The sequence below is a fragment of the Mycobacterium sp. Marseille-P9652 genome, from assembly GCF_902652685.1.
Lineage (GTDB): Bacteria > Actinomycetota > Actinomycetes > Mycobacteriales > Mycobacteriaceae > Mycobacterium.
Genome location: NZ_CACRUY010000073.1, coordinates 1 through 19,794 on the forward strand (window position 1 = coordinate 1; position 19,794 = coordinate 19,794).

Here is a 19,794-nt window from a genome sequence, read left to right on the forward strand (position 1 = left end):
GAACGCACCGCCGCCGCCCGCGGTGGACCCGAACGCCGGCCGGATCGGCAACCCCGTCGGGGGTTTCAGCTACGTGCTGCCCGGCGGGTGGGTGCAGTCGGACACCTCCCACCTCGACTATGGCTCGGAACTGCTCAGCAAGACGACCGGGCAACCCCCCGCGCCCGGCCAGCCGCCACCGGTCGCCAACGACACCCGCATCGTGATGGGCCGGCTGGACCAGAAGCTCTACGCCAGCGCCGAACCGAACAACGCGAAGGCCGCCCTGCGGCTGGGTTCGGACATGGGTGAGTTCTTCATGCCCTATCCCGGAACCCGGGTCAACCAGGAGACCACGCCGCTCACCGGGGCGAACGGGATCACCGGAAGCGCGTCGTACTACGAGGTGAAGTTCAGCGACCCGAGCAAGCCCAACGGCCAGATCTGGACGGGTGTCGTCGGCTCTCCGGCCACCACCGGGCCGCCGCAACGCTGGTTCGTCGTCTGGCTCGGCACCTCCAACGACCCGGTGGACAAGGGTGCCGCCAAGGCCCTGGCCGAGTCGATCCAGCCCTGGACCGCCCCGGCCGCGCCGCCGGGGGCGCCGGGCGCGCCGGTAGCGCCGGGCGCGCCTGCGGCCCCCGCACCGGCCCCCGCGCCCGCCGCGGTCCCGGGTCAGGCACCGGCGGGTGAGCTGACGCCGACGCCGACGCGCACGGTGCCCGCCTGACGGCCGCGCCGAAAACCCGTCAATTCGACACGCGATTAATTACGTAAAGCGGGTATACCGGGTCAACCGGCGGTCGAGCCGGTCTTTGCCACCGACCCGAGGAGACCCGCATGGACGTCCTGGCAGCTACCGAATACCTGGCCCGATCGACGACGACCACCAGCGTCGGACTCATCGGCTACATCATCATCGGCGGCTTGGCTGGCGCGCTCGCCAGCAGGATCGTCCGGGGGAGCGGCGCCGGCATCCTGATGGACATCGTGATCGGCGTCATCGGCGCCCTGCTCGGCGGGTTCATCCTGAGCTTCTTCGTCAACACCGCAGGCGGGGGTCTGATCTTCACCTTCCTGACCGCCCTGCTCGGCGCCGTGCTGCTGCTGTGGATCGTCGGGATGGTGCGCCGCACCTAACCCGCGCCGACCCGTTGCGGGCGCCCCCGTCCACGGCATGATGGACGGATGGCCGCAGCGGAGAACCGCCCGACGATGCGCGCATGGCGGGTTCGCCGTCCCGGACCGATGGGCAGCAACCCCCTGGAACCGGTCACCGCCGAGGTGCCGCGGCCCGGGCCGTCGGAGTTGCTGGTGGCCGTGCGCGCCTGCGGGGTGTGCCGCACCGACCTGCACGTCACCGAGGGCGACCTACCCGTGCACCGCGAGCATGTGACTCCGGGCCACGAGGTGGTCGGGGAGGTTGTCGAGTTGGGTCCGGACGCGGGCTCGGACTTCCGGGTCGGCGACCGGGTGGGCATCGCCTGGCTCCGCCACACCTGCGGCGCGTGCAAATACTGCCTGCGCGGCGACGAGAACCTGTGCCCGAACTCCCGCTACACCGGCTGGGACGCCGACGGCGGCTACGCCGAGTTCGCGACGGTCCCGGCGGCGTTCGCACACCACCTGCCGGACGGTTACAGCGACACCGAGCTGGCGCCGCTGCTGTGCGCCGGCATCATCGGCTACCGGTCCCTGCTGCGCGCCGACCTGCCGCCCGGCGGCCGGTTGGGGTTGTACGGGTTCGGCGGCAGCGCCCACATCACGGCGCAGGTCGCCCTGGCGCAGGGCGCCGAAGTGCACGTGATGACCCGCGGCGAGGAGGCCCGCAAGCTGGCGGTGGACCTCGGCGTCGCGTCCGCACAGGGGGCCGCGGACCCGCCCCCGGTGCCGCTCGACGCGGCGATCCTGTTCGCGCCGGTCGGCGACCTCGTGCTGCCCGCGCTCGAGGCGCTGGACCGCGGCGGCACCCTGTCGATCGCCGGCATCCACCTCTCCGACATTCCGCCGCTGAACTACCAGCGCCACCTGTTCCAGGAGCGGCAGGTCCGGTCGGTCTCCTCCAACACCCGGGCCGACGCGCGGGCGTTCCTGGCCTTCGCGGCCGAGCACCACATCGAGGTGACCACACCGGAATACCCGCTGGCAGAAGCGGATCGGGCGCTGGGCGATCTCAGCGCCGGGCGTATCGCCGGCGCGGCGGTGCTGCTGGTGTAGCCCGCTAGGACAGGTGCCAGACCAGCGCCGCGGCGAGGGCGCCGAGCCCGTTGAGCGACCAGTGCAGCGCGATCGGCGCGATCAGGCTGCCGCTGCGCCGCCGCAGCCAGCTGAAGACGAAGCCGGCCGCCCCGGTGGCCAGCACGGCTCCGACCACCCCGGCCAGCATGCCGAGGAACCCGCCGCCAAGAATTCGGGTGAAGCCGACGTTGCTGCTGGTCAGTCCGAGCGAGGTGGCGACGTGCCACAGGCCGAAGAGCAGCGAGCCCGCCAGCGCCACGCCGCGGAAGCCCCACGCCCGGTGCAGCGCGCCGTGCAGCACGCCCCGGAAGGCCAGTTCCTCGGGAATCACGGTCTGCAGCGGGATGACGACCATCGAGGCGATCAGCGCGCCGGAGATGGTGGCGTAGCGGTGGTTCAGGAACATGGGCCGGGTCATCGGGAGCAGGATGCCGACGGCGATCACCGCCGCCACGACCGCCACCGCGGCCAGCGCGTAGCCAAGCCCCGACCTCCAGTGCGCGCGCCCCAGGCCCAGGTCGGCCCAGTCCAGGCCCCTCGCCCGCATGAGGATCGCCAGGCCGACGGCAGCGACGGGGACGGTGGCGATGCTGGCCCACGGCGTGGTGAAGTGCGCGACCAGATTGGTCACCACGAGGACCGCGACGACGACGACGATGTCCAGGTGCACCCGCAGGCGGTGCGGCGCCTCGAGCTGGGCGGTCGTCGCGTCGAGCATCCGGCCAGTTTACCTGCGCACCGCTTCGGCGGCGTCAATCCCGCTTTCGCCTCCGCGGTGGACAACCGTTCCAGCGAGTGTGCGCCCGGGTGAATGCTGCGGTCTCCGAGTATCCGAGCCGGCGCGCGGTTTCCTCGACGGAAAGGCCCGCGTCGAGCAGTTCGGCGGCCAGCGTCGCGCGGACCTCGTCGAGCAGGGCGCGATAGCTGGTCCCCTCGGCCGCCAACCGCCGGTGCAGGGTGCGCTCGGTGACGCACAGCTCTCGGGCGATGGCGGCCATCGACGGAATGTGGGTCGAGTCCTGGACGAGCCGCATTCTGATCGACGCCGATATCCCCCGGCGGGCCCGCCGCCGATTCAACAGCTCTTCGCACTGGCGCACGCAGATGGCCGCGATCTGCGGGTCGGCCGCCGGCATGGGTTGTTCGACGAACTCGGCCGGGATGATGAGCGCGTTGCGCGCTGTGTGTTCGACCACGACGGTGAGGTTGTTCACCTCCACCAGGCTGACCGGGAGGTGCGGGTCGGCGATCTCCAGCCGGAGTGTCGCCGGCGCGTCGAAGCTGCCGATGAGTGGCGGCAGGAGCTGCAGAAAGATGGCGAAATCGCGCTCGATCATGAAGCGCCGGACGTCGGGCGGAACCTGCGCGTCGTCGAAGGCGATCGCTGCTTCAGTGGGGGTGAGCCGGGGGGTGGCCAAGCTCAGGTAGGTCGTGGTGAGGGCGGCATACCGGCACGCGACTCGGATGGCGTCGGCGACGGTGGGGCTCGACAGCAAGGCGTAGCCCAGGATGCCGATGTCGGCGAACGTGTACTGCGAACCGGTTTCCATGCCCAGCCCGGGCTGGTCACCGAGCCGCCCGATCATGTTGCGGACGATGGTCAGTTCCTGACCGGCGCGTACCTCCGTTGCGGGGTCGGCCAGGTCCTCCCGCGTCAACCCGGTTCCGGACAGGCACGTGGCGTCATCGAGGCCGCGTCGCCGCGCCGTCTCCAGGATGTACCGGCTGGGCGCGGGGGACCGCGCGATGTCCCAGATCGGCGCGGCCGCGGGCATGTGTCCGAAAGTATCAAGTCTTTGTCCGAATCCATCATTATTCGGCGTAGCTGCCGGCCCTACGGTCGTCGGTATGCCGACTGATCTCCTCAAGCCGCCGCCGCGGGCGATCGCGTCCGCGGCCCGCAGTTCCGTGGCCGACATCCTGCGCCCGGTCGCGAGCGGCGCCTACCGCGACATGCGTCGTCCGCGACCGCGTTCGGTGGCCGTGTCGGTACCGCGCACCAACTTCGACCCGACACTCCCGCAGAACGTCGCCAACCCGTACCCCGCCTTCGAACGGATTCGCGAGCACCCCGTCGTGGTGAACGAGCGACTCGGTGTCTGGATGCTGGGGCGCCACGTCGACGTGCATACCGCGGTCCGCAACAACGCCGTGTTCTCGTCCCGAGACGGCGTGATGCTGAGATCCTTCGTGTCCAGCGTCGTGCTGACCACCGATCCGCCCGAACACACCCGGCTGCGGCACATCACGGCGCCCACGTTCAGCAAGCGGTCGGTCCAGGCGTGGACGGACGACATCCGTGAACTGGCCGCGGAATCGATCGCGACGCTGACGGGCGGTGGGGTGGTCGACCTGGTGGCCGCGTTGACCGTCCCTATGCCGATCAACGTGATCGCGGCGATCCTCGGCGTTCCGAGGGATCAGTGGCCGGCGTTCCGGGCGGTCTCGGACAAATTCGCCCAGGGGTTCGCCCCGCGGTCGATGCCCGAGGTCGCGCGCCTGGTGGGATCGATCGCGCACTCCTATGTGCGGATGCGCAGCTTCATCGACGCCGAGATGCGACGCCGCGCAACCGAACCCGTCGACGACCTGCTGACCCGGCTGCACACCGCTACGGCGACGGGAGAACTCACCGCCGACGAGGCGTTCAGTTACGCGCTGATCCTGCTCGTCGCCGGGAACGAGACCACCACCAACCTGTTGGGGATGCTCCTGTTGAGACTGGCCCGGGACCCGGAGCTGTTCGCGGAATTGAAGGCCGATCGCAGCCTGCTTCCCGCCGCGGTGGAGGAGACCGCGCGGTGGGGCTCACCGGTCCAGTGGGTGACCAGGACGGCGACCGCGCCGTACCGGATCGGCGACACGGTGATCCCCAAGGGCGCGAAGACGGTGCTGTTCTACGCCTCGGCGAACCGCGACCCGGCCAAGTTCGACAACCCCGACCGCTTCGACATCCACCGCGACACGGCAGGTCACCTGGCCTTCGGCCACGGTCTGCACTTCTGCCTGGGCGCCCATCTCGCGCGGCTCGAGACGATAACGGCCGTCGACTACCTGCTGGACGAGGTCGACGGCCTGGAGTTGGCCGGGCCGGTGCGCTGGCGCACGACCCCGTCGCTGCAGGGTCCGCTGTCGGTGCCGGTCCGCGTCAGGCGGCGCTAGCGTTCTGGTCGTTCCGGGTCCGGGCAACCCCGAAGTGGGTACCATCCCCCGGCATGAGCGGAACGAGTAAAGGTGTTCGGGGGGTCCTGCATATGGGCGCGGCGGCGGGCCTCACCGGTCTTGCCATTGCAGTAGCGGCGCCGGCTTCGGCTGACGACTTGAACACCACGACATGCTCCGACCAGCAGCTGATGTCGTCACTACAACAGAACGACCCCATCATCTGGGGAAGGATCAACGGCAACCCCAAGCTGGAACAAGAATTGCGAGTCGGTCTCGCGGTGGTCCTCGCCGCTCCACCGGGCCAGCGTCAGCAGCAATTGAATACGCTCGAGCAGACCCTGGGCGACCAACGGTGGTCGGGTATCAGCGACGACATCATGGACTCCTCCCGGGGTCCGATAGGCCGAGCCGTCAACAACTGCCACAACTACTGAGGCTCCCTCGACTCGCAGGTCTGACGGGTCGTCTCGCTCGCATCACTCGCTGCGCTCGTTCCGCTCGCCCTCCCAGATCAATGGGTCGTCTCCGCTCGCATCACTCGCTGCGCTCGTTCTGCTCCCTCGACTCCCAGATCAATGGGTCGTCTCCGCTCGCATCACTCGCTGCGCTCGTTCTGCTCCCTCGACTCCCAGGTCCAGCCTGCGATCTGCGGGTCGTCCTCGCCGTGCTCGCGGGTGTAGGCGCGCGCGGCCAACCGGGCGTCGACCATGCGCTGCCGCAGCACCGCGGCCCGGCTGCCCAGCCCGTCGACGCGGTCGATCACGTCCATGACCAGGTGGAACCGGTCGAGGTCGTTGAGCATCACCATGTCGAACGGCGTGGTCGTGGTGCCACGCTCCTTGAAGCCGCGCACGTGGATGTGCCCGTGGTTGGTGCGGCGATACGTGAGCCGGTGGATCAGCCACGGGTAGCCGTGGTAGGCGAAGATGACCGGCTTGTCGCGGGTGAACAGCGCGTCGAACTCCCGGTCGGGCAGGCCGTGCGGGTGCTCGGACTCCGGCTGCAGCCGCATCAGGTCGACGACGTTGACCACCCGGACGACGAGGTTGGGCAGCTCGCGGCGCAGGATGTCCGCGGCGGCCAGCGTCTCGAGCGTCGGGATGTCGCCGGCGCAGGCCAGCACCACGTCGGGCTCGGTGCCCGAGGAGCCCCGCGTGCTCGCCCACTGCCAGACGCCCAGCCCGCGGGCGCAGTGGGCGATGGCCTGGTCCATGTCGAGGTAGGCCAGCGCGGGCTGCTTGCCGGCGACGATCACGTTGATGTAGTCGCGGCTGCGCAGGCAGTGGTCGGCGACCGAGAGCAGGGTGTTGCCGTCCGGCGGCAGGTAGACCCGGGTGATCTCGGCGCGCTTGTTGGCGACCAGGTCGATGAAGCCCGGGTCCTGGTGTGACGCGCCGTTGTGGTCCTGGCGCCACACGTGGGAGGTCAGCAGGTAGTTGAGCGACGCGATCGGCCGCCGCCACGGCAGGTCGCGGCTGGTGGCCAGCCATTTGGCGTGCTGGTTGAGCATCGAGTCGACGATGTGCACGAATGCCTCGTAGCAGTTGAACAGCCCGTGCCGGCCGGTGAGCAGGTAGCCCTCCAGCCAGCCCTGGCACAGGTGCTCCGAGAGCACCTCCATCACGCGGCCGTCGGGCCCCAGGTGCTCGTCGTCCGGGCCGATCGCCGACAGCCACACCTTCTCGGTCGCGCCGTAGACGGCGTCGAGCCGGTTGGAGGCGGTCTCGTCGGGTCCCATGAGGCGGAACCGGTCGGGGTTGCGCGCGATCACGTCGCGCAGGAAGGTGCCCAGCAGCCGGGTCGCCTCGTGCGTCTCGGCCCCCGGCTCGGACACCGTGACGGCGTAGTCGCGGAAGTCGGGCATGTCGAGGTCGTGCAGCAACAGGCCGCCGTTGGCGTGCGGGTTGGCGCTCATGCGGCGATCGCCGCCCGGCGCCAGCGCGCGCAGCTCGGGGCGCAGCGAGCCGGTGCCGTCGAACAGCTCCTCGGGCCGGTAGCTGCGCAGCCACTGTTCGAGCTGCGCGCGGTGCTCGGGGTTGTCGTGCGTCTCGGCGAGCGGAACCTGGTGCGCCCGCCAGGTGCCCTCGACCTTCTTGCCGTCGACCACCTTCGGACCGGTCCAGCCCTTGGGGGTGCGCAGCACGATCATCGGCCAGACCGGGCGGTCGGTCCGCCGGCCGTTGCGGGCGTCGTCCTGGATGGCGGCGATGGCGTCGAAGGCGTCGTCGAACGCGGCGGCCAGCTGCCGGTGGACGTCGGTCGGGTCGTCACCCGCGACCGTGATCGGCCGGTAGCCGTACCCGCGCAGCAGCCCCTCGAGCTCGTCGTGGGGGATGCGGGCCAGCACCGTCGGGTTGGCGATCTTGTAGCCGTTGAGCTGCAATATCGGCAGCACCGCGCCGTCTCTCGCCGGGTTGAGGAACTTGTTCGAGTGCCAGCTGGCGGCCAGGGGGCCCGTCTCGGCCTCGCCGTCGCCGACCACGCAGGCCACCACGAGGTCGGGGTTGTCGAACGCCGCGCCGTAGGCGTGCACCAGGGCGTACCCGAGCTCGCCGCCCTCGTGGATCGAGCCCGGCGTCTGGGCGGCGACGTGGCTGGGGATGCCGCCGGGAAACGAGAACTGGCGGAACAACTTTCGCAGCCCCTCGGCGTCCTCCTCGATGCCGGTGTAGACCTCGCTGTAGGTGCCCTCGAGGTAGGCGTTGGCGACCAGCGCGGGCCCGCCGTGACCCGGCCCGGTGACGTAGATGACGTTGGCGTCGCGGTTGCGGATGACGCGGTTCAGGTGCGCGTAGATCAGGTTCAGCGCCGGGGTGGTGCCCCAGTGCCCCAGCAGCCTGGGCTTGACGTGTTCGGGCGCAAGCGGTTCGGCCAGCAGCGGGTTGTCCAGCAGGTAGATCTGGCCCACGGAAAGGTAATTCGCGGCGCGCCAGTAGGCGTTAATCAGGTCGAGTTCGTCGTCGGTCAGGGTCGCGGTTTCGGTCCTCAGCGCGGTCACCCCGACCATTGTCCACTTCGCCGGTGAACACCCGGTGGTGCCGGGGCGCCCCTACTCCTCGCCGCGGGCGCGGGCCTCGTAGGCCCTTCGCTTCTCGACGTCGACGTCGTCGGTGAAGACGTGCTCTCCGCCGAGCAGCCGGTTCACGGCCTCGGCCACCCGTCGGGGCCAGAACTTCTGCGACACGACCATCGCGCCGGCGGCCCGGGTGACCCGCACTCGCGGCCTGGGATGGGCCACGAGCCCGACGATGGCGTCGGCGATCTCCGCCGGCTCGGCGTTCCGGAAGCCCCTGACCCCCTTCGTGCCCGACGCCAGCTCGGTGTTGACGAACGACGGCAGCACCATCGAGAAGTCGACGCCCGCCTTGCGGTACTCGAGCCGGGCCGAGTCGGTGAACGCGACGACCGCGTGCTTGCTGGCGCAGTAGGTGGCGAGCCCGACCATGTAGAGCTCCCCGGCCAGCGACGCCACGTTGATGACGTGTCCGGAGCGGCGCGGGACCATGCGCTCGGCCGCGAGCTTGCTGCCCAGGATGACCCCGTAGACGTTGATGTCGAGGATGCGGCGGGTAACGGCGTCGGGCTCGTCGATGACACGGCCGACGGGCATGATGCCGGCGTTGTTCACCAGCACGTCGATTGGGCCGAGCTGCCGTTCGACGTCGTCGAGGAACTCCGAGAAGGAGTGCCGGTCGGTGACGTCCAACCTGCCGTAGACGTCGAGGCCCAGCGCGGTGCCCGACTCCTTGACCTTCACGTCGTCGATGTCGCCGATCGCCACCTTGGCGCCGAGGTTGTGCAGCGCCGTGGCGGTCGCCAGCCCGATCCCGCGGGCGCCGCCGGTGATCACGACGACCTTGCCCCGTACCTTCAGCCCGATCGATGCCGCGTCCGCCATGGCCGTCTCCTCTTGACAGGTGTCAACTGCAGGTAAGCACAGCACTCGGCGGCGGCCCGCGCAACAACCTCGATCAGGGGTGCAGGATGCGCTCGGCGGCGCGCCGGCCGCTCACCAGCGCGCCTTGAATGGACGCGGTGTCGCGGTGGTCGCCGCACCACCAGAGCCCGTCGTCGAGCCGCAGCGATCCCCGGACCCGCAGCGGGGGCGGCTGGGCGGGGAGCGCTTCGGAGACGACGTGCCTGATGACCGGTTCCCAGCGCGAGCCGTCGGCGCCGAGGATGTCGGCGGCGTGGCGACGCACAGCGGTTTCGGGCGGCGCCTCGCCGTCCGGCGCGACCAGCGCCGAGGCGCTGATCAGGTGCCGCCCGGGCGGCGCATACGTGGGTGCCGCGGCGCTGATGACGGCGGTGTTGAGCACCGGCCCGGGTGGCCGTTCGCGAGCGTCGACCCACAGCAGGGGCAGCGTGGCGGGCGCCTCGTCGGCGGCCCACCAGTCGGTGACGACGCCGTGCGTCGGCGGGGCGGGCCGCCCGGTCAGCGCGGCCGCGGCGGCGGGGCCGGTGGCGACGACGACGGTGTTGGCTCTGACGGTCGCGCCGGCGCTCCGGACGCGCCACCCGTCCCCGTCGCGCGCGATCTCGTCCACGCGGCGATCGAGCCCGATCCGGTCGCGCAGCGGCGCGGCGAGCTGGCGGGGTAGCGCGCCCATGCCGTCGGCCGGGAGCCCCGGCACGCCCAGCGCGAACATCCGCGCGAGCAGCAGGCCGAAGGCGTTCGACGTCGCGCCGGTGTCCTCGAGCAGCACCCCGGCGAGGAAGCGATCCACCATGCGGCGCAGCTCGCCCCGCACGCCGCAGCGGTCGAGGCCGTCGGCCAGCGCGCGGTCGTCGCCCGCCTCCTTGAGCGTGCGTGGACGCAGCGCCGGGAGCGCCCACCGCGCGAGCGCCAGCGCCTCGCGGGGCCGGACCGCGCCGGAGGCGAGCATCTTCGGCACCCGCGCCGGCTCGCGCAGCGGGTGGACCAGCACCGCCGCGCCCCGCTGCCGTCGCACCGCCACGCCGGCGCCGAACGGCTGCAAGCGCAGCGCGGCGACGTCGACTGCCCGGGGCAGCTCCGGGTAGGCCGGGTTGAGCACCTGGAAGCCCCGGTCGCAGAGGAAGCCGTCGATCGCGTCGGTGCGGATGCGGCCGCCGACGTCGTCGCCGGCCTCCCACACCCGCACGTCGCGGCCCGCGGCCGCCAGCAGGCCCGCGCAGCGCAGCCCCGCCAACCCGGCCCCGACGACCAGCACGTCGACGTCCACCGTCACCAACCCATCGACCCCGGGACACCCTTGAACGGGCCGGCGACCCAGCTGGTGATCCATCCGCCGTAGAACCCGCCGGGCTGGGGCACCACCGTCTCGCCGTTGACGGTGCAGCGGTCCACCTGCGCGGCCATCACCGCGACGGCGCCCGCGATGGCCTCGAACCCGGCCGTCGGCTTGGGGTACGTCCACGCCGCGCGGGGGGCGACGACACCGCCGCCAACAAGGTCGTAGTAGGCCGCCTGCCCCTTCCACTCGCACCACGACGATCCCGACGCGGGGCGCAGCGCGCCCGGGACGAACGCCGTGGATGGCAGGTAATAGGTGGGCGGGTGACTGGTCTCGAGCACCCGGAACGCCTCCGACGTCGACGCGATCACCTCACCGCCCAGTTCGACGGTGATGCGGCCGGTGAAGGGCTCGACGCGGGGCGGGCGCGGGTAGTCCCAGACCGACTCCTGTCCCGGCCGGACGGCATCGGGCTGGGGTCGGTTCATGCGGTGTCCCTTTCGATTCGGATGACGTTAGCGCAGCGTCAGCCACACCAGGCTGGCGCCACCGAACACCGCGCAGTAGACGGCGAACGGCGTGAGCGTCCGGGTCTGGAAGTACCGCGTCAGGAACCGGACGGCCAGGTAGGCGGCCACGAAGGAGGCCACGCTGCCCGCGAGCACCTGGCCGTGAATCCCTTCGCCGAGTGGGCCGAACAGATCCGGGATCTTGTACAGCCCGGCGGCCAGGATGATCGGCGTCGCCAGCAGGAAGGAGAAGCGCGCGGCGTCCTCGTGGGACAGCCCGCGCCACAGCCCGGCCACGATCGTGATGCCGGAGCGGCTGATGCCGGGCAGCAGGGCGAGGATCTGGGCGGCGCCGATCAGCACGCCGCGCCCCAGGGGCAGCCCGGCCAGCCGATTATCGATGTCCTCGCCGCGGTGCGACTCGTGCTCCTCATCGACAGGAACGGCATCCGCCGGCGCGACCCGGCGCCGCAGCACCTCCCCGGCGTAGAGGGCGACGCCGTTGAGAAGCAGGAACGCCGCGGCCGGGATGGGCTTGCCCAGCGTGGTGCGGAAAGTCTTCTCCAGGGCCAGCCCCGCCAGTCCCACCGGGATGGTGGCCGCGATCAGCAGCCAGGCCAGCCGCTCGTCCGGAGTCCGGATCCGCCGGTGCCGGACCGAGGAGCCGAGCCCGGCCAGGACGCGCAGCCAGTCGCGCCAGAAGAACACCAGCAGGGCGGCGGCGGTCGCGACGTGCAGGCCGACGATGAATGCCAGGTAGGGCGACTTGGGGGCGGAGACGTTGAGGTCCTGGGCCCAATGGCCGCCGATCAGGGCCGGCACCAGCACCGCGTGCCCCAGGCTCGACACGGGGAACAGCTCGGTGACCCCCTGGAACGCGCCGACGACGACGGCCTCGACGTAGCTCAGGTGCGCGCTCACGGGTGGGGTTCCTCCATTCGGCCGATAACGAAGTACCGAGCGTAACGGCTCGGCGATTGCGGCCCGAACCCGCTTGCGGGCCTGCGCATTTGATCACACGCCGTTCGCGCCCGGCCGGCGGCGACCCGGGCGGGTACGGTGTGCAGATGTCCGGGGAGTTGCTCGGTGCCGTGCGCGTCCTCGACTTGTCGATCGGGGACGCCGACGCGGTGACCCGCCTGTTCGCCGACCTGGGCGCCGACGTGCTCAAGGTGGAGTTTCCCGGCGGCAGCCCGGCGCGCGACGCCCTGCCGACGCTGGCCGGGGCGAGCATCCCGTTCGCGGTGCACAACGCCAACAAGCGCGGCGCGGTGCTCGACCCTCTGGACGAGGACGACTACGGGCCGTTGCTCGGCCTCGCCGGCGAGGCCGACATCGTCGTGGACAGCGGCCCCGACGGGGTGGCCGCCGCGTTCGGGACGTCGGCCGCGGAGCTGGCCGCCCAACACCCCCATCTGGTGGTCCTGTCGGTCACCGACTTCGGCGCGACGGGCCCGCGGGCCGCGTGGCGTGCCACCGACGCGGTGCTCTACGCGATGGGCGGCGCGCTGGCGCGGTCCGGGCCGACCACCGGCACGCCGGTGCTGCCGCCGGTCGGGATCGCGTCCGCGACCGCGGCGGTCCAGGCCGCCTGGGCCGCCCTCGTCGCGTACTACAATCGATTGCGTTGCGGCACAGGCGATTACATCGACTTCGCCCGGTTCGATGCCGTCGTGATGGCGCTCGACCCCGCGTTCGGGGCGCACGGGCAGGCCGCCGCCGGCATCCGCCGGACCGGCCGCTGGCGGGGCCGGCCCAGGAACCAGGACGCGTACCCCATCGTGCGGTGCAAGGACGGCTACGTCCGGCTGTGTGTGATGGCGCCGCGGCAGTGGCGGGGCCTGCGACGCTGGCTGGGGGAGCCGGCGGATCTCCAAGACCCCGGCTACGACGTGATCGGCGCCCGGATGGCGGCCTGGCCCCAGATCAGCATGCTGGTGGGGGAGCTGTTCGCCGGCCAGACGATGAAGGAACTGGTGGCCGAGGGGCAGGCGCACGGGGTGCCGATCGCGGCGGTGCTGCCGCCGTCGTGGGTGCTCGACTCCGAACACTTTCAGGCGGTGGGCGCCATCACCGAGTCCGAACTCGTGCCGGGCGTGCGCGCGCGGGTGCCCACCGGGTACTTCGTCGTCGACGGGCAGCGCTCCGGCTTCCGCACCCCGGCGCCCACCGTGGGGCAGCACGACCCCTACTGGCTGGGCGGCCCGAGCGTCGTCCCGGCCGCGCCGGGCAAGGTCGGCGACCTCCCGTTCGGCGGGCTGCGGATCCTCGACCTGGGCATCATCGTCGCTGGCGGCGAGCTCGGCCGGCTGTTCGGGGACCTGGGCGCGGAGCTCATCAAGGTCGAGAGCGCCGACTACCCCGACGGGCTGCGGCAGGCCCGCGTCGGCGAGACCATGAGCGAGTCGTTCGCGTGGACGCACCGCAACCAGCTGGGGTTCGGGGTGGACCTGCGCAGCGAGCGGGGCAAGGAGGTGTTTCGCCGGCTGGTCGCCGAGGCCGACGCGGTGTTCGCCAACTTCAAACCCGGAACCCTTGCCGCGCTTGGCTTCTCGTACGACGAGCTGCGCGCGGTCAACCCGCGGATCGTGCTGGCCGAGAGCAGCGCGTACGGCGACACCGGCCCCTGGAGCACGCGGATGGGCTACGGCCCGCTGGTCCGCGCCGCCACGGGCGTCACGCGACTGTGGACGTCCGACTGGGACGCCGAGAAAGACACCGAGACCGACGACGGCAGGCACGCGTTCTACGACGCCACGACGATCTTCCCCGACCACGTCGTCGGGCGGATCACCGCGATCGCGGCGCTGGCCGCGCTGATCCACCGCGACCGGACGGGCCGCGGTGCCCACGTGCACGTCTCCCAGGCCGAGGCCGTGGTCAACCAACTCGACACCCTCTATGTCACCCAGGCGGCGCTGGCCGCCGGCCTCACCCGGATCCGCGACGACACCGCCCTGCACGCCGTGTGCCCCTGCGCTGGGGACGACGAATGGTGCGTCGTCTCCATCCCGTCGGACGACGAATGGCGCCGGGCCGCAGACCTTGTCGACCACCCCGGCTGGATCGACGACCCGCGCTTTGCCACCGGGGAGGCGCGCCTGGCCCACCGCGGGGAGCTGGTCGAGCTGATCTCCGCCTGGACCCGCTCGCGCACGCCGGCGCGCGCGGCCGAACTGTTGCAGTCGGTCGGTGTGCCGGCGGGCCCGATGAACCGGCCGCCCGACATCCTGGAGGACTCACAGCTCGTCGCGCGAAAGCTGTTCAGCGACATGGTCCATCCGCTGATCGAACGCCCGCTGCCGACCGAGACGGGTCCCGCGCCGTTCCGGAACATCCCGCCGGCGCCGCAACGCCCCGCGCCCATGCCGGGCCAGGACACGGTCGCGATCTGCCGGGACCTGCTCGGCATGAGCGCCGCCCAGACCGAGCGGCTGATCGACGAGCGGGTGCTGTTCGGCCCCGCGTAGCCGCGTGAGCATAAGCCGGCGCGTCCCGGAAGCCGGCGTCACGTCCGACGGGCACCGCCCCGCCCCAATCCATAGCCACGCTAAGCTTCCCGGCATGACCGTCGACCCCAGGACACCGGTGCTGATCGGCTACGGCCAGGTGAACCACCGCGACGAGATCGACCCCGCGAAGCGGTCCGTCGAACCGGTCGACCTCATGGAAGCGGCGGCCCGCGAGGCGGCGACCCCGGCCGTCATCGAGGCCGTGGACTCGATCCGCGTCGTGAACATCCTCTCGGCCCAGTACCGCGACCCGGGCCTGCTGCTCGGCAAGCGCATCGGAGCGGCCGGCTTCACCACGCTGTACAGCCCGGTCGGCGGCAACGTGCCGCAGTCGCTGGTCAATCAGGCCTGCCTCGACATCCAGGCGGGCGGGGCGGGGGTCGTGTTGCTCGCCGGCGCGGAAACCTGGCGCACCAGGCGCGGGCTGCGGGCCCAGGGCGGCAAGCTGGTGTGGACGGTGCAGGACGAGTCCGTCCCGATGGCCGAGGTGAGCGGCGACGACGTCCCGATGGCCGGCGACGCCGAAATCAGGATCAAGCTGGACCGGCCGGCCTACGTCTACCCGCTGTTCGAGCAGGCGCTGCGCATCGCCAACGGCGAGTCCATCGACGACCACCTGAAGCGGATCGGCGAGCTGTGGGCGCGCTTCAACGCCGTCGCCGTCGGCAATTCGCACGCCTGGATCCGCAACCCCGTCACCGCCGAGGACATCCGGGAGCCCGGCCCCAAGAACCGGATGATCAGCTGGCCCTACACGAAGCTGATGAACTCCAACAACATGGTGGACCAGGGCGCGGCACTGGTCCTGACCTCGGCCGGGCGGGCGACCGAGCTGGGCATCCCGCGGGAGCGCTGGGTCTTCCCGCACGCCGGCACCGACGCCCACGACACGCCCGCCGTCGCCGAGCGGGACGAGTTGCACCGGTCGGCCGCGATCCGGATCGCCGGCGCCCGGGCGCTGGAGCTGGCCGGCCTCGGCATCGACGACGTCGATTACGTCGACCTCTACTCCTGCTTTCCCTCGGCCGTGCAGGTCGCCGCGGCCGAACTGGGCCTGCCGGTCGACGACCCGGCCCGCCCCCTGACCGTCACTGGCGGCCTGACGTTCGCCGGCGGGCCGTGGAGCAACTACGTGATGCACTCGATCGCCACCATGGCGGAACTGCTGGTGGCCAACCCCGGCCGGCGCGGCCTGATCACCGCCAACGGCGGCTTCCTGACCAAGCACAGCTTCGGCGTCTACGGCACCGAGCCACCCGCGGAGTTCCGCTGGGAGGACACCCAACCCGCCGTGGACCGGGAGCCCACGCGCAAGGGACTGGTTGAGTGGGAGGGCGTGGGCACCGTCGAGGCGTGGACGACCCCCTTCGACCGCGAGGGGCAGCCGGAGAAGGCCTTCGTCTCGGTGCGCACCCCGGACGGCGCGCGCACGCTGGCCGTGATCACCGATGCCGTCGCGGCTCGGGCCACGGTGGGTCACGACATCGGTGGCGCCGACGTTGCCGTCGCCGCCGACGGCAGCGCAACGTTGAAGTAACGATTGCGCACATCACGCCAGCTCACAGCGTCGGCGGCGGAGAATCGGTCGCGCAGGCCAGGCCGGTCTGCCTATTGTCGGGGCGGGACATGGGGCGGGCTAGGGAGGTGCGGCGCGGGTGCGGATCCTGGTGACGGACGCCTCCGGCGCCGTCGGACGGTTGGTCACGCGACAGCTGATCGCGGCCGGGCACACGGTCAGCGGCATCGGTGACTACCCGCACGCCTGCCTCGACCCCAACGTCGATTTCACCTGTGCGCCGCTGCGCGGCCCCACCCTGCAGCGGCTGACCGACGAGGCCGACGCGGTCATGCACCTCGCGCCCGTCGATATCACCGCGCCGGGCGCCGCCGACCTGGACGGCCTGGCCCACGTGACCGACACGGCGGCACGCTCGGGCGCCCGGTTGCTGTTCGTCTCCCAGGCCGCCGGGGAGCCCGACCTGTACGGGCCGGCCGAGGCGCTGGTCGCCGGCAGCTGGGGCCCGAGCCTGGTCGTGCGGATCGCACCGCCGGTCGGGCGCCAGCTCGACTGGATGGTGTGCCGCACGGTCGCCACGCTGCTGCGAGCCAAGGTGTCGACGCTGCCGATGCGGGTGCTGCACCTCGAGGACCTGGTGCGCTTCCTGGTCTTGTCGCTCGGCACCGAACGCGCCGGAATCGTCGACCTGGCGTCCCCGGACACCGTCAACGTCGTCACCGCGTGGCGGATCCTGCGGTCGGTCGACCGGCGCTCGCGGCCGCACCTGCGCGGCTGGGCACAGCTGGCGCCGGACATGGATCTGGCCGCCCTGCAGGAGGATTGGACGTTCGAATTCGGCTGGCAGGCGGCCGAGGCGGTGGCCGACACGGCGCGCGGACTCGTCGGTCGCCGCATCGATGCCGCCGGCGCGACGGGCCACGGCGGCCAGCTGGCGCTGCCGGTGGAGGTTTCGCCGCGCCCCCGGCCTCCCCAGGACGCGCCGAGCGCGGGCCCGGAGGGCATGGAGGGGGAGTTCGACGACCGGATCGACCCCCGGTTCCCGGTGTTCAGCGCGACCGGCCTGGCCGCCGCGCTGCCGGGACCGCTGACCCCGATCACCCTCGACGTCCAGGTGAGCGGGCTGCGCGCGGCCGCGCGCGCGATGGGTCAGGCGCTGGCCCCGGGTGGTGCGGTGGACGACGAGTGGGGGAGCCGGGCCGTCGCGGTGTTCGGTCATCGCGCCTACGTCGGTGTCTCCGCCGAAATCGCCGCGGCGGCCCAGCTGCCCGGCTGGGATCCCGGCGCCGTCGCGCGGGCGGCGCTCGCGGGCCAACCGCACGTCGGGGAGCCGGGTGAACCGACCGGGATCGGGCCGCTGACCAAAGCGGTCGTCGCCGTGCGGTCGATGTCCCTGCTGCGCCACCTCAAGTCGGACACCGCGGCGTTCACCGCCGCCGCCGACGCCGAGCACGTCGACGCCGCCCACCTGGCCGCCGTGACGGACGCGGGTCTGCAGGCTCGCGTGCCCCTGCTGCGCGACCGCATCCATCAGGGCTGGATCCTCGCCGCGCTGTGGTTGATCGAGGCCGGCCGGTCGGGGACCAACGTGTCGGGCCTGGGCATGATCACCGAAAGCACTCTCGTCGCGGCGGAGACCGCCGAGCTCGCCGCCATGCTGCGCGCCGACCCGCCGCTGCGCGCGCTGGCCAGTGAGGGCAACGTCGCCAGCCTCCGCGCGTTGTCACCCAAGACGGCGGCCGCCCTGGATGCCGCCCTCGCCCGCGTCGGCCACCGCGGGCCCGGGGACGCGGAGCTGTCCAGCTCGACCTTTGCCGACGACCCAGCGATGCTGCTGCAGGCCGCGTCGGCCGACCCGGCCACACCGCCGCGGCCGCCGAACGCGAACGGCCGCCCTTCCCGGGAGCAGGCCCACGACGCCATCCTGCGGTTCACGCACGAGCTGCGAATGACACTGCGGGAGCTTGGATCTCGGAGCGTGGCGGCCGACCTGGTCGACGGCGCCGACGACGTGTTCTATCTGACCTGTGACGAGCTGGTCAGCATGCCGGCCGACGCCCGGCTGCGGATCAAGCGCCGCCGCGCCGAACGCGAGCGGTTGCAGGCCCAGCGCCCACCCGACGTGATCGACGGGGCGTGGACCCCCGTCGCGGACACGAGCGATTAGGAGCGCGCCCCGAGCATCTCCCGCAGCGTCAGCGCGTTGCGCACGGCGTGGCCGCCCAGGTCGTTGTTGAAGTACATCCACACGTCCCTGCCCTCGCCCTCCCAGTCCGCGATCAGGTCCGCCCACCGCCGCAGCTCGGAGTCGGGATACGAGCCGGCGTACATCGCGTCCGGATCGGGCCCGTGCATCCGCACGTACACGAGGTCGGTGGTGGCCCGCGGGATGCAGGCCAGACCCGCACCGCTCATCACGACGTAGGCGGCGCGGCGGGCCTCCAGCAACGCGTACACGGCGGGGTCGTTCCACGACGGGTGGCGCAGCTCGACGGCCACGCGGATGGACTCCGGCACGGCCGCAAGGAAGGCGTCCAGTCGCGCGTCGTCGCGCTGCTGTTCGGGGTGCAGCTGAACCAGGAGCACACCGTGCCGGTCGCCCAGCAGCTCCCAGCAACGTTCGAACCGCTCGATCCACGGCTCCGGCGACGCCAGCCGGCGGTAGTGCGTCAGCCCGCGGTGCGCCTTGACCGACATCGTGAACCCGGCCGGCAGCCGCTCGCGCCAGCCCGCGAACGTCGAATCCTTCGGCCAGCGATAGAAACTCGCGTTCAGCTCGACGGTGTCGAACACCTCGACATAGCGTTCCAGCCGGAGCGCCGGCGGCAGCCCGGGCCGGTACAGCATTCCCGCCCAGTGGTTGTAGGACCACCCGGAGGTGCCGATCCTGACAGTCAACTGGCGACCCGGTCGCGCACGTCGTCGTCCAGCGACACCCGCACCAGCGCCGCGGCCAGTCGCGCATTGTCCTGCGGCGCAAGGGATCCCAACTCCTTGGGCCTGGCGGGCAGGCCCAGTTGCTTCGCCGCCGCGGTGGCGCGGGCGTCGAAGTAGGGCCGCACCCACGTCCACACGTCCTGCACCTCGCGCAGGAAGATGTCCGCACCCGTGTCGCCGATCCCCTTGAACTCCTTCAGCATTCGCTTCGCTGCCGCCGGGTCGTGGCCGCTGCGCTCGGCGAGCGCGCGCAGATCGCCGGCATACTCGTCGCGCACCAGGCCGGCCATGTAAGTCAGGCGGGTGGCCGAGCTTTCGTCGTAGCGCACGTAGTGGGCGCGTCCGAAGGCGGCGATCATGGTCTGCCGGTCGGCCGCCAACACCGCCTTCGGTGTGCGCAGCCCCGCCTTGAAGAGTTCACGCGCGGCGGCCATGGCGATCGCCGCATCGATCGGCTTGCTGGCGAGCATGCACAGGACCAACAGCTGGAAAAGGGGCATCGGCTTGTCAGCCATCGTGATGCGCGCCTCGGCCGCATAGGTGGTGCCCGCCGCGTCGAGCAGTCGCCGCACCACTTCCTCGCGCTTGGACATGCCTAGACGGTATAGGGGGCTGGGGCCTCGCTCACATGTGAACGTGGGTTGCGGTCAGGAATTGGGTCCTGGCCGTAGAGCCACAGATGTGGGAGGCCCCAGTGAAGGTTCAGCGTACGAGTGTCGGGT

At 71.7% G+C, this 19,794-nt stretch carries 17 protein-coding genes; 8 read left to right on the plus strand and 9 right to left on the minus strand.

The features are described 5' to 3' along the window. The 3 genes from GPY60_RS24110 to GPY60_RS24120 form a co-directional block, all read left to right on the plus strand. Positions 1-709, plus strand: a 709-nt coding sequence (locus GPY60_RS24110; RefSeq protein ID WP_231639810.1) for an alanine and proline-rich secreted protein Apa, incomplete at its 5' end; no start/stop codon positions are given. 110 nt (positions 710-819) lie between these two features. After that, a complete protein-coding gene (locus tag GPY60_RS24115) occupies positions 820-1,119 on the plus strand; it encodes a GlsB/YeaQ/YmgE family stress response membrane protein (protein ID WP_156690218.1) in 300 nt (99 codons plus the stop codon). Positions 1,120-1,167: 48 nt separating this feature from the next. Beyond that, complete coding sequence (locus GPY60_RS24120; RefSeq protein WP_156690219.1) at positions 1,168-2,196, plus strand: zinc-binding alcohol dehydrogenase family protein; 1,029 nt, start codon at positions 1,168-1,170, stop codon at positions 2,194-2,196. Between the two features lie 4 nt (positions 2,197-2,200). On the opposite strand, the gene GPY60_RS24125 is transcribed toward GPY60_RS24120, so the two are convergent. Together GPY60_RS24125 and GPY60_RS24130 are read right to left on the minus strand one after the other, a co-directional pair. Further along, on the minus strand, positions 2,201-2,935 hold the full coding sequence (locus GPY60_RS24125; RefSeq protein WP_156690220.1) for a CPBP family intramembrane glutamic endopeptidase: 735 nt from the start codon (positions 2,933-2,935) through the stop codon (positions 2,201-2,203). 34 nt (positions 2,936-2,969) lie between these two features. Further along, on the minus strand, positions 2,970-3,992 hold the full coding sequence (locus GPY60_RS24130) for an AraC family transcriptional regulator (RefSeq protein ID WP_197283812.1): 1,023 nt from the start codon (positions 3,990-3,992) through the stop codon (positions 2,970-2,972). 73 nt (positions 3,993-4,065) lie between these two features. Between GPY60_RS24130 and GPY60_RS24135 the strand changes: the two genes are divergently transcribed. Further along, positions 4,066-5,379, plus strand: coding sequence for a cytochrome P450 (locus GPY60_RS24135; protein WP_156690222.1), 1,314 nt, complete (start codon positions 4,066-4,068; stop codon positions 5,377-5,379). A gap of 53 nt (positions 5,380-5,432) precedes the next feature. Further along, positions 5,433-5,816, plus strand: coding sequence for a hypothetical protein (locus tag GPY60_RS24140; protein ID WP_156690223.1), 384 nt, complete (start codon positions 5,433-5,435; stop codon positions 5,814-5,816). A gap of 161 nt (positions 5,817-5,977) precedes the next feature. On the opposite strand, the gene GPY60_RS24145 is transcribed toward GPY60_RS24140, so the two are convergent. From GPY60_RS24145 to GPY60_RS24165, 5 genes are all read right to left on the minus strand, one after another. Beyond that, positions 5,978-8,380, minus strand: coding sequence for a phosphoketolase family protein (locus tag GPY60_RS24145; RefSeq protein WP_231639811.1), 2,403 nt, complete (start codon positions 8,378-8,380; stop codon positions 5,978-5,980). A gap of 51 nt (positions 8,381-8,431) precedes the next feature. Then, positions 8,432-9,280, minus strand: a complete 849-nt coding sequence (locus tag GPY60_RS24150) for an SDR family oxidoreductase (RefSeq protein ID WP_156690225.1) — start codon at positions 9,278-9,280, stop codon at positions 8,432-8,434. Between the two features lie 73 nt (positions 9,281-9,353). Beyond that, positions 9,354-10,592, minus strand: coding sequence for an NAD(P)/FAD-dependent oxidoreductase (locus tag GPY60_RS24155; protein WP_231639812.1), 1,239 nt, complete (start codon positions 10,590-10,592; stop codon positions 9,354-9,356). Continuing rightward, positions 10,589-11,086: a DUF427 domain-containing protein gene (locus tag GPY60_RS24160; protein WP_156690227.1), complete on the minus strand. Its 498-nt coding sequence runs from the start codon at positions 11,084-11,086 to the stop codon at positions 10,589-10,591. The genes GPY60_RS24155 and GPY60_RS24160 overlap by 4 nt, the downstream gene beginning before the upstream one ends. A 27-nt stretch (positions 11,087-11,113) precedes the next feature. After that, the gene (locus tag GPY60_RS24165; protein WP_156690228.1) at positions 11,114-12,028 is read right to left on the minus strand and encodes an undecaprenyl-diphosphate phosphatase; all 915 of its coding nucleotides are present in this window, start codon (positions 12,026-12,028) and stop codon (positions 11,114-11,116) included. Positions 12,029-12,168: 140 nt separating this feature from the next. On the opposite strand from GPY60_RS24165, the gene GPY60_RS24170 reads away from it, so the two are divergent. From GPY60_RS24170 to GPY60_RS24180, 3 genes are all read left to right on the plus strand, one after another. Continuing rightward, positions 12,169-14,577, plus strand: a complete 2,409-nt coding sequence (locus GPY60_RS24170) for a CoA transferase (RefSeq protein WP_156690233.1) — start codon at positions 12,169-12,171, stop codon at positions 14,575-14,577. A 94-nt stretch (positions 14,578-14,671) separates the two neighbouring features. Beyond that, positions 14,672-16,156 carry an acetyl-CoA acetyltransferase gene (locus GPY60_RS24175; protein ID WP_156690229.1) on the plus strand — a complete coding sequence of 495 codons (1,485 nt, stop codon included), beginning with the start codon at positions 14,672-14,674 and terminating at the stop codon, positions 16,154-16,156. A 118-nt stretch (positions 16,157-16,274) separates the two neighbouring features. Continuing rightward, complete coding sequence (locus GPY60_RS24180; protein WP_156690230.1) at positions 16,275-18,302, plus strand: hypothetical protein; 2,028 nt, start codon at positions 16,275-16,277, stop codon at positions 18,300-18,302. On the opposite strand, the gene GPY60_RS24185 is transcribed toward GPY60_RS24180, so the two are convergent. Both GPY60_RS24185 and GPY60_RS24190 read right to left on the minus strand, forming a co-directional pair. Continuing rightward, complete coding sequence (locus GPY60_RS24185; protein WP_156690231.1) at positions 18,299-19,033, minus strand: DUF72 domain-containing protein; 735 nt, start codon at positions 19,031-19,033, stop codon at positions 18,299-18,301. The genes GPY60_RS24180 and GPY60_RS24185 overlap by 4 nt on opposite strands. After that, a complete protein-coding gene (locus GPY60_RS24190; protein ID WP_156690232.1) occupies positions 19,030-19,665 on the minus strand; it encodes an endonuclease in 636 nt (211 codons plus the stop codon). The genes GPY60_RS24185 and GPY60_RS24190 overlap by 4 nt, the downstream gene beginning before the upstream one ends. Positions 19,666-19,794 lie beyond the last annotated feature (129 nt).

Coding starts and splice junctions, on each gene's coding strand:
- GPY60_RS24115 (WP_156690218.1), top strand. CDS start 820: ATGGACGTCCTGGCAGCTACCGAATACCTGGCCCGATCGACGACGACC.
- GPY60_RS24120 (WP_156690219.1), top strand. CDS start 1,168: ATGGCCGCAGCGGAGAACCGCCCGACGATGCGCGCATGGCGGGTTCGC.
- GPY60_RS24125 (WP_156690220.1), bottom strand. CDS start 2,935: ATGCTCGACGCGACGACCGCCCAGCTCGAGGCGCCGCACCGCCTGCGG.
- GPY60_RS24130 (WP_197283812.1), bottom strand. CDS start 3,992: ATGCCCGCGGCCGCGCCGATCTGGGACATCGCGCGGTCCCCCGCGCCC.
- GPY60_RS24135 (WP_156690222.1), top strand. CDS start 4,066: ATGCCGACTGATCTCCTCAAGCCGCCGCCGCGGGCGATCGCGTCCGCG.
- GPY60_RS24140 (WP_156690223.1), top strand. CDS start 5,433: ATGAGCGGAACGAGTAAAGGTGTTCGGGGGGTCCTGCATATGGGCGCG.
- GPY60_RS24150 (WP_156690225.1), bottom strand. CDS start 9,280: ATGGCGGACGCGGCATCGATCGGGCTGAAGGTACGGGGCAAGGTCGTC.
- GPY60_RS24160 (WP_156690227.1), bottom strand. CDS start 11,086: ATGAACCGACCCCAGCCCGATGCCGTCCGGCCGGGACAGGAGTCGGTC.
- GPY60_RS24175 (WP_156690229.1), top strand. CDS start 14,672: ATGACCGTCGACCCCAGGACACCGGTGCTGATCGGCTACGGCCAGGTG.
- GPY60_RS24190 (WP_156690232.1), bottom strand. CDS start 19,665: ATGTCCAAGCGCGAGGAAGTGGTGCGGCGACTGCTCGACGCGGCGGGC.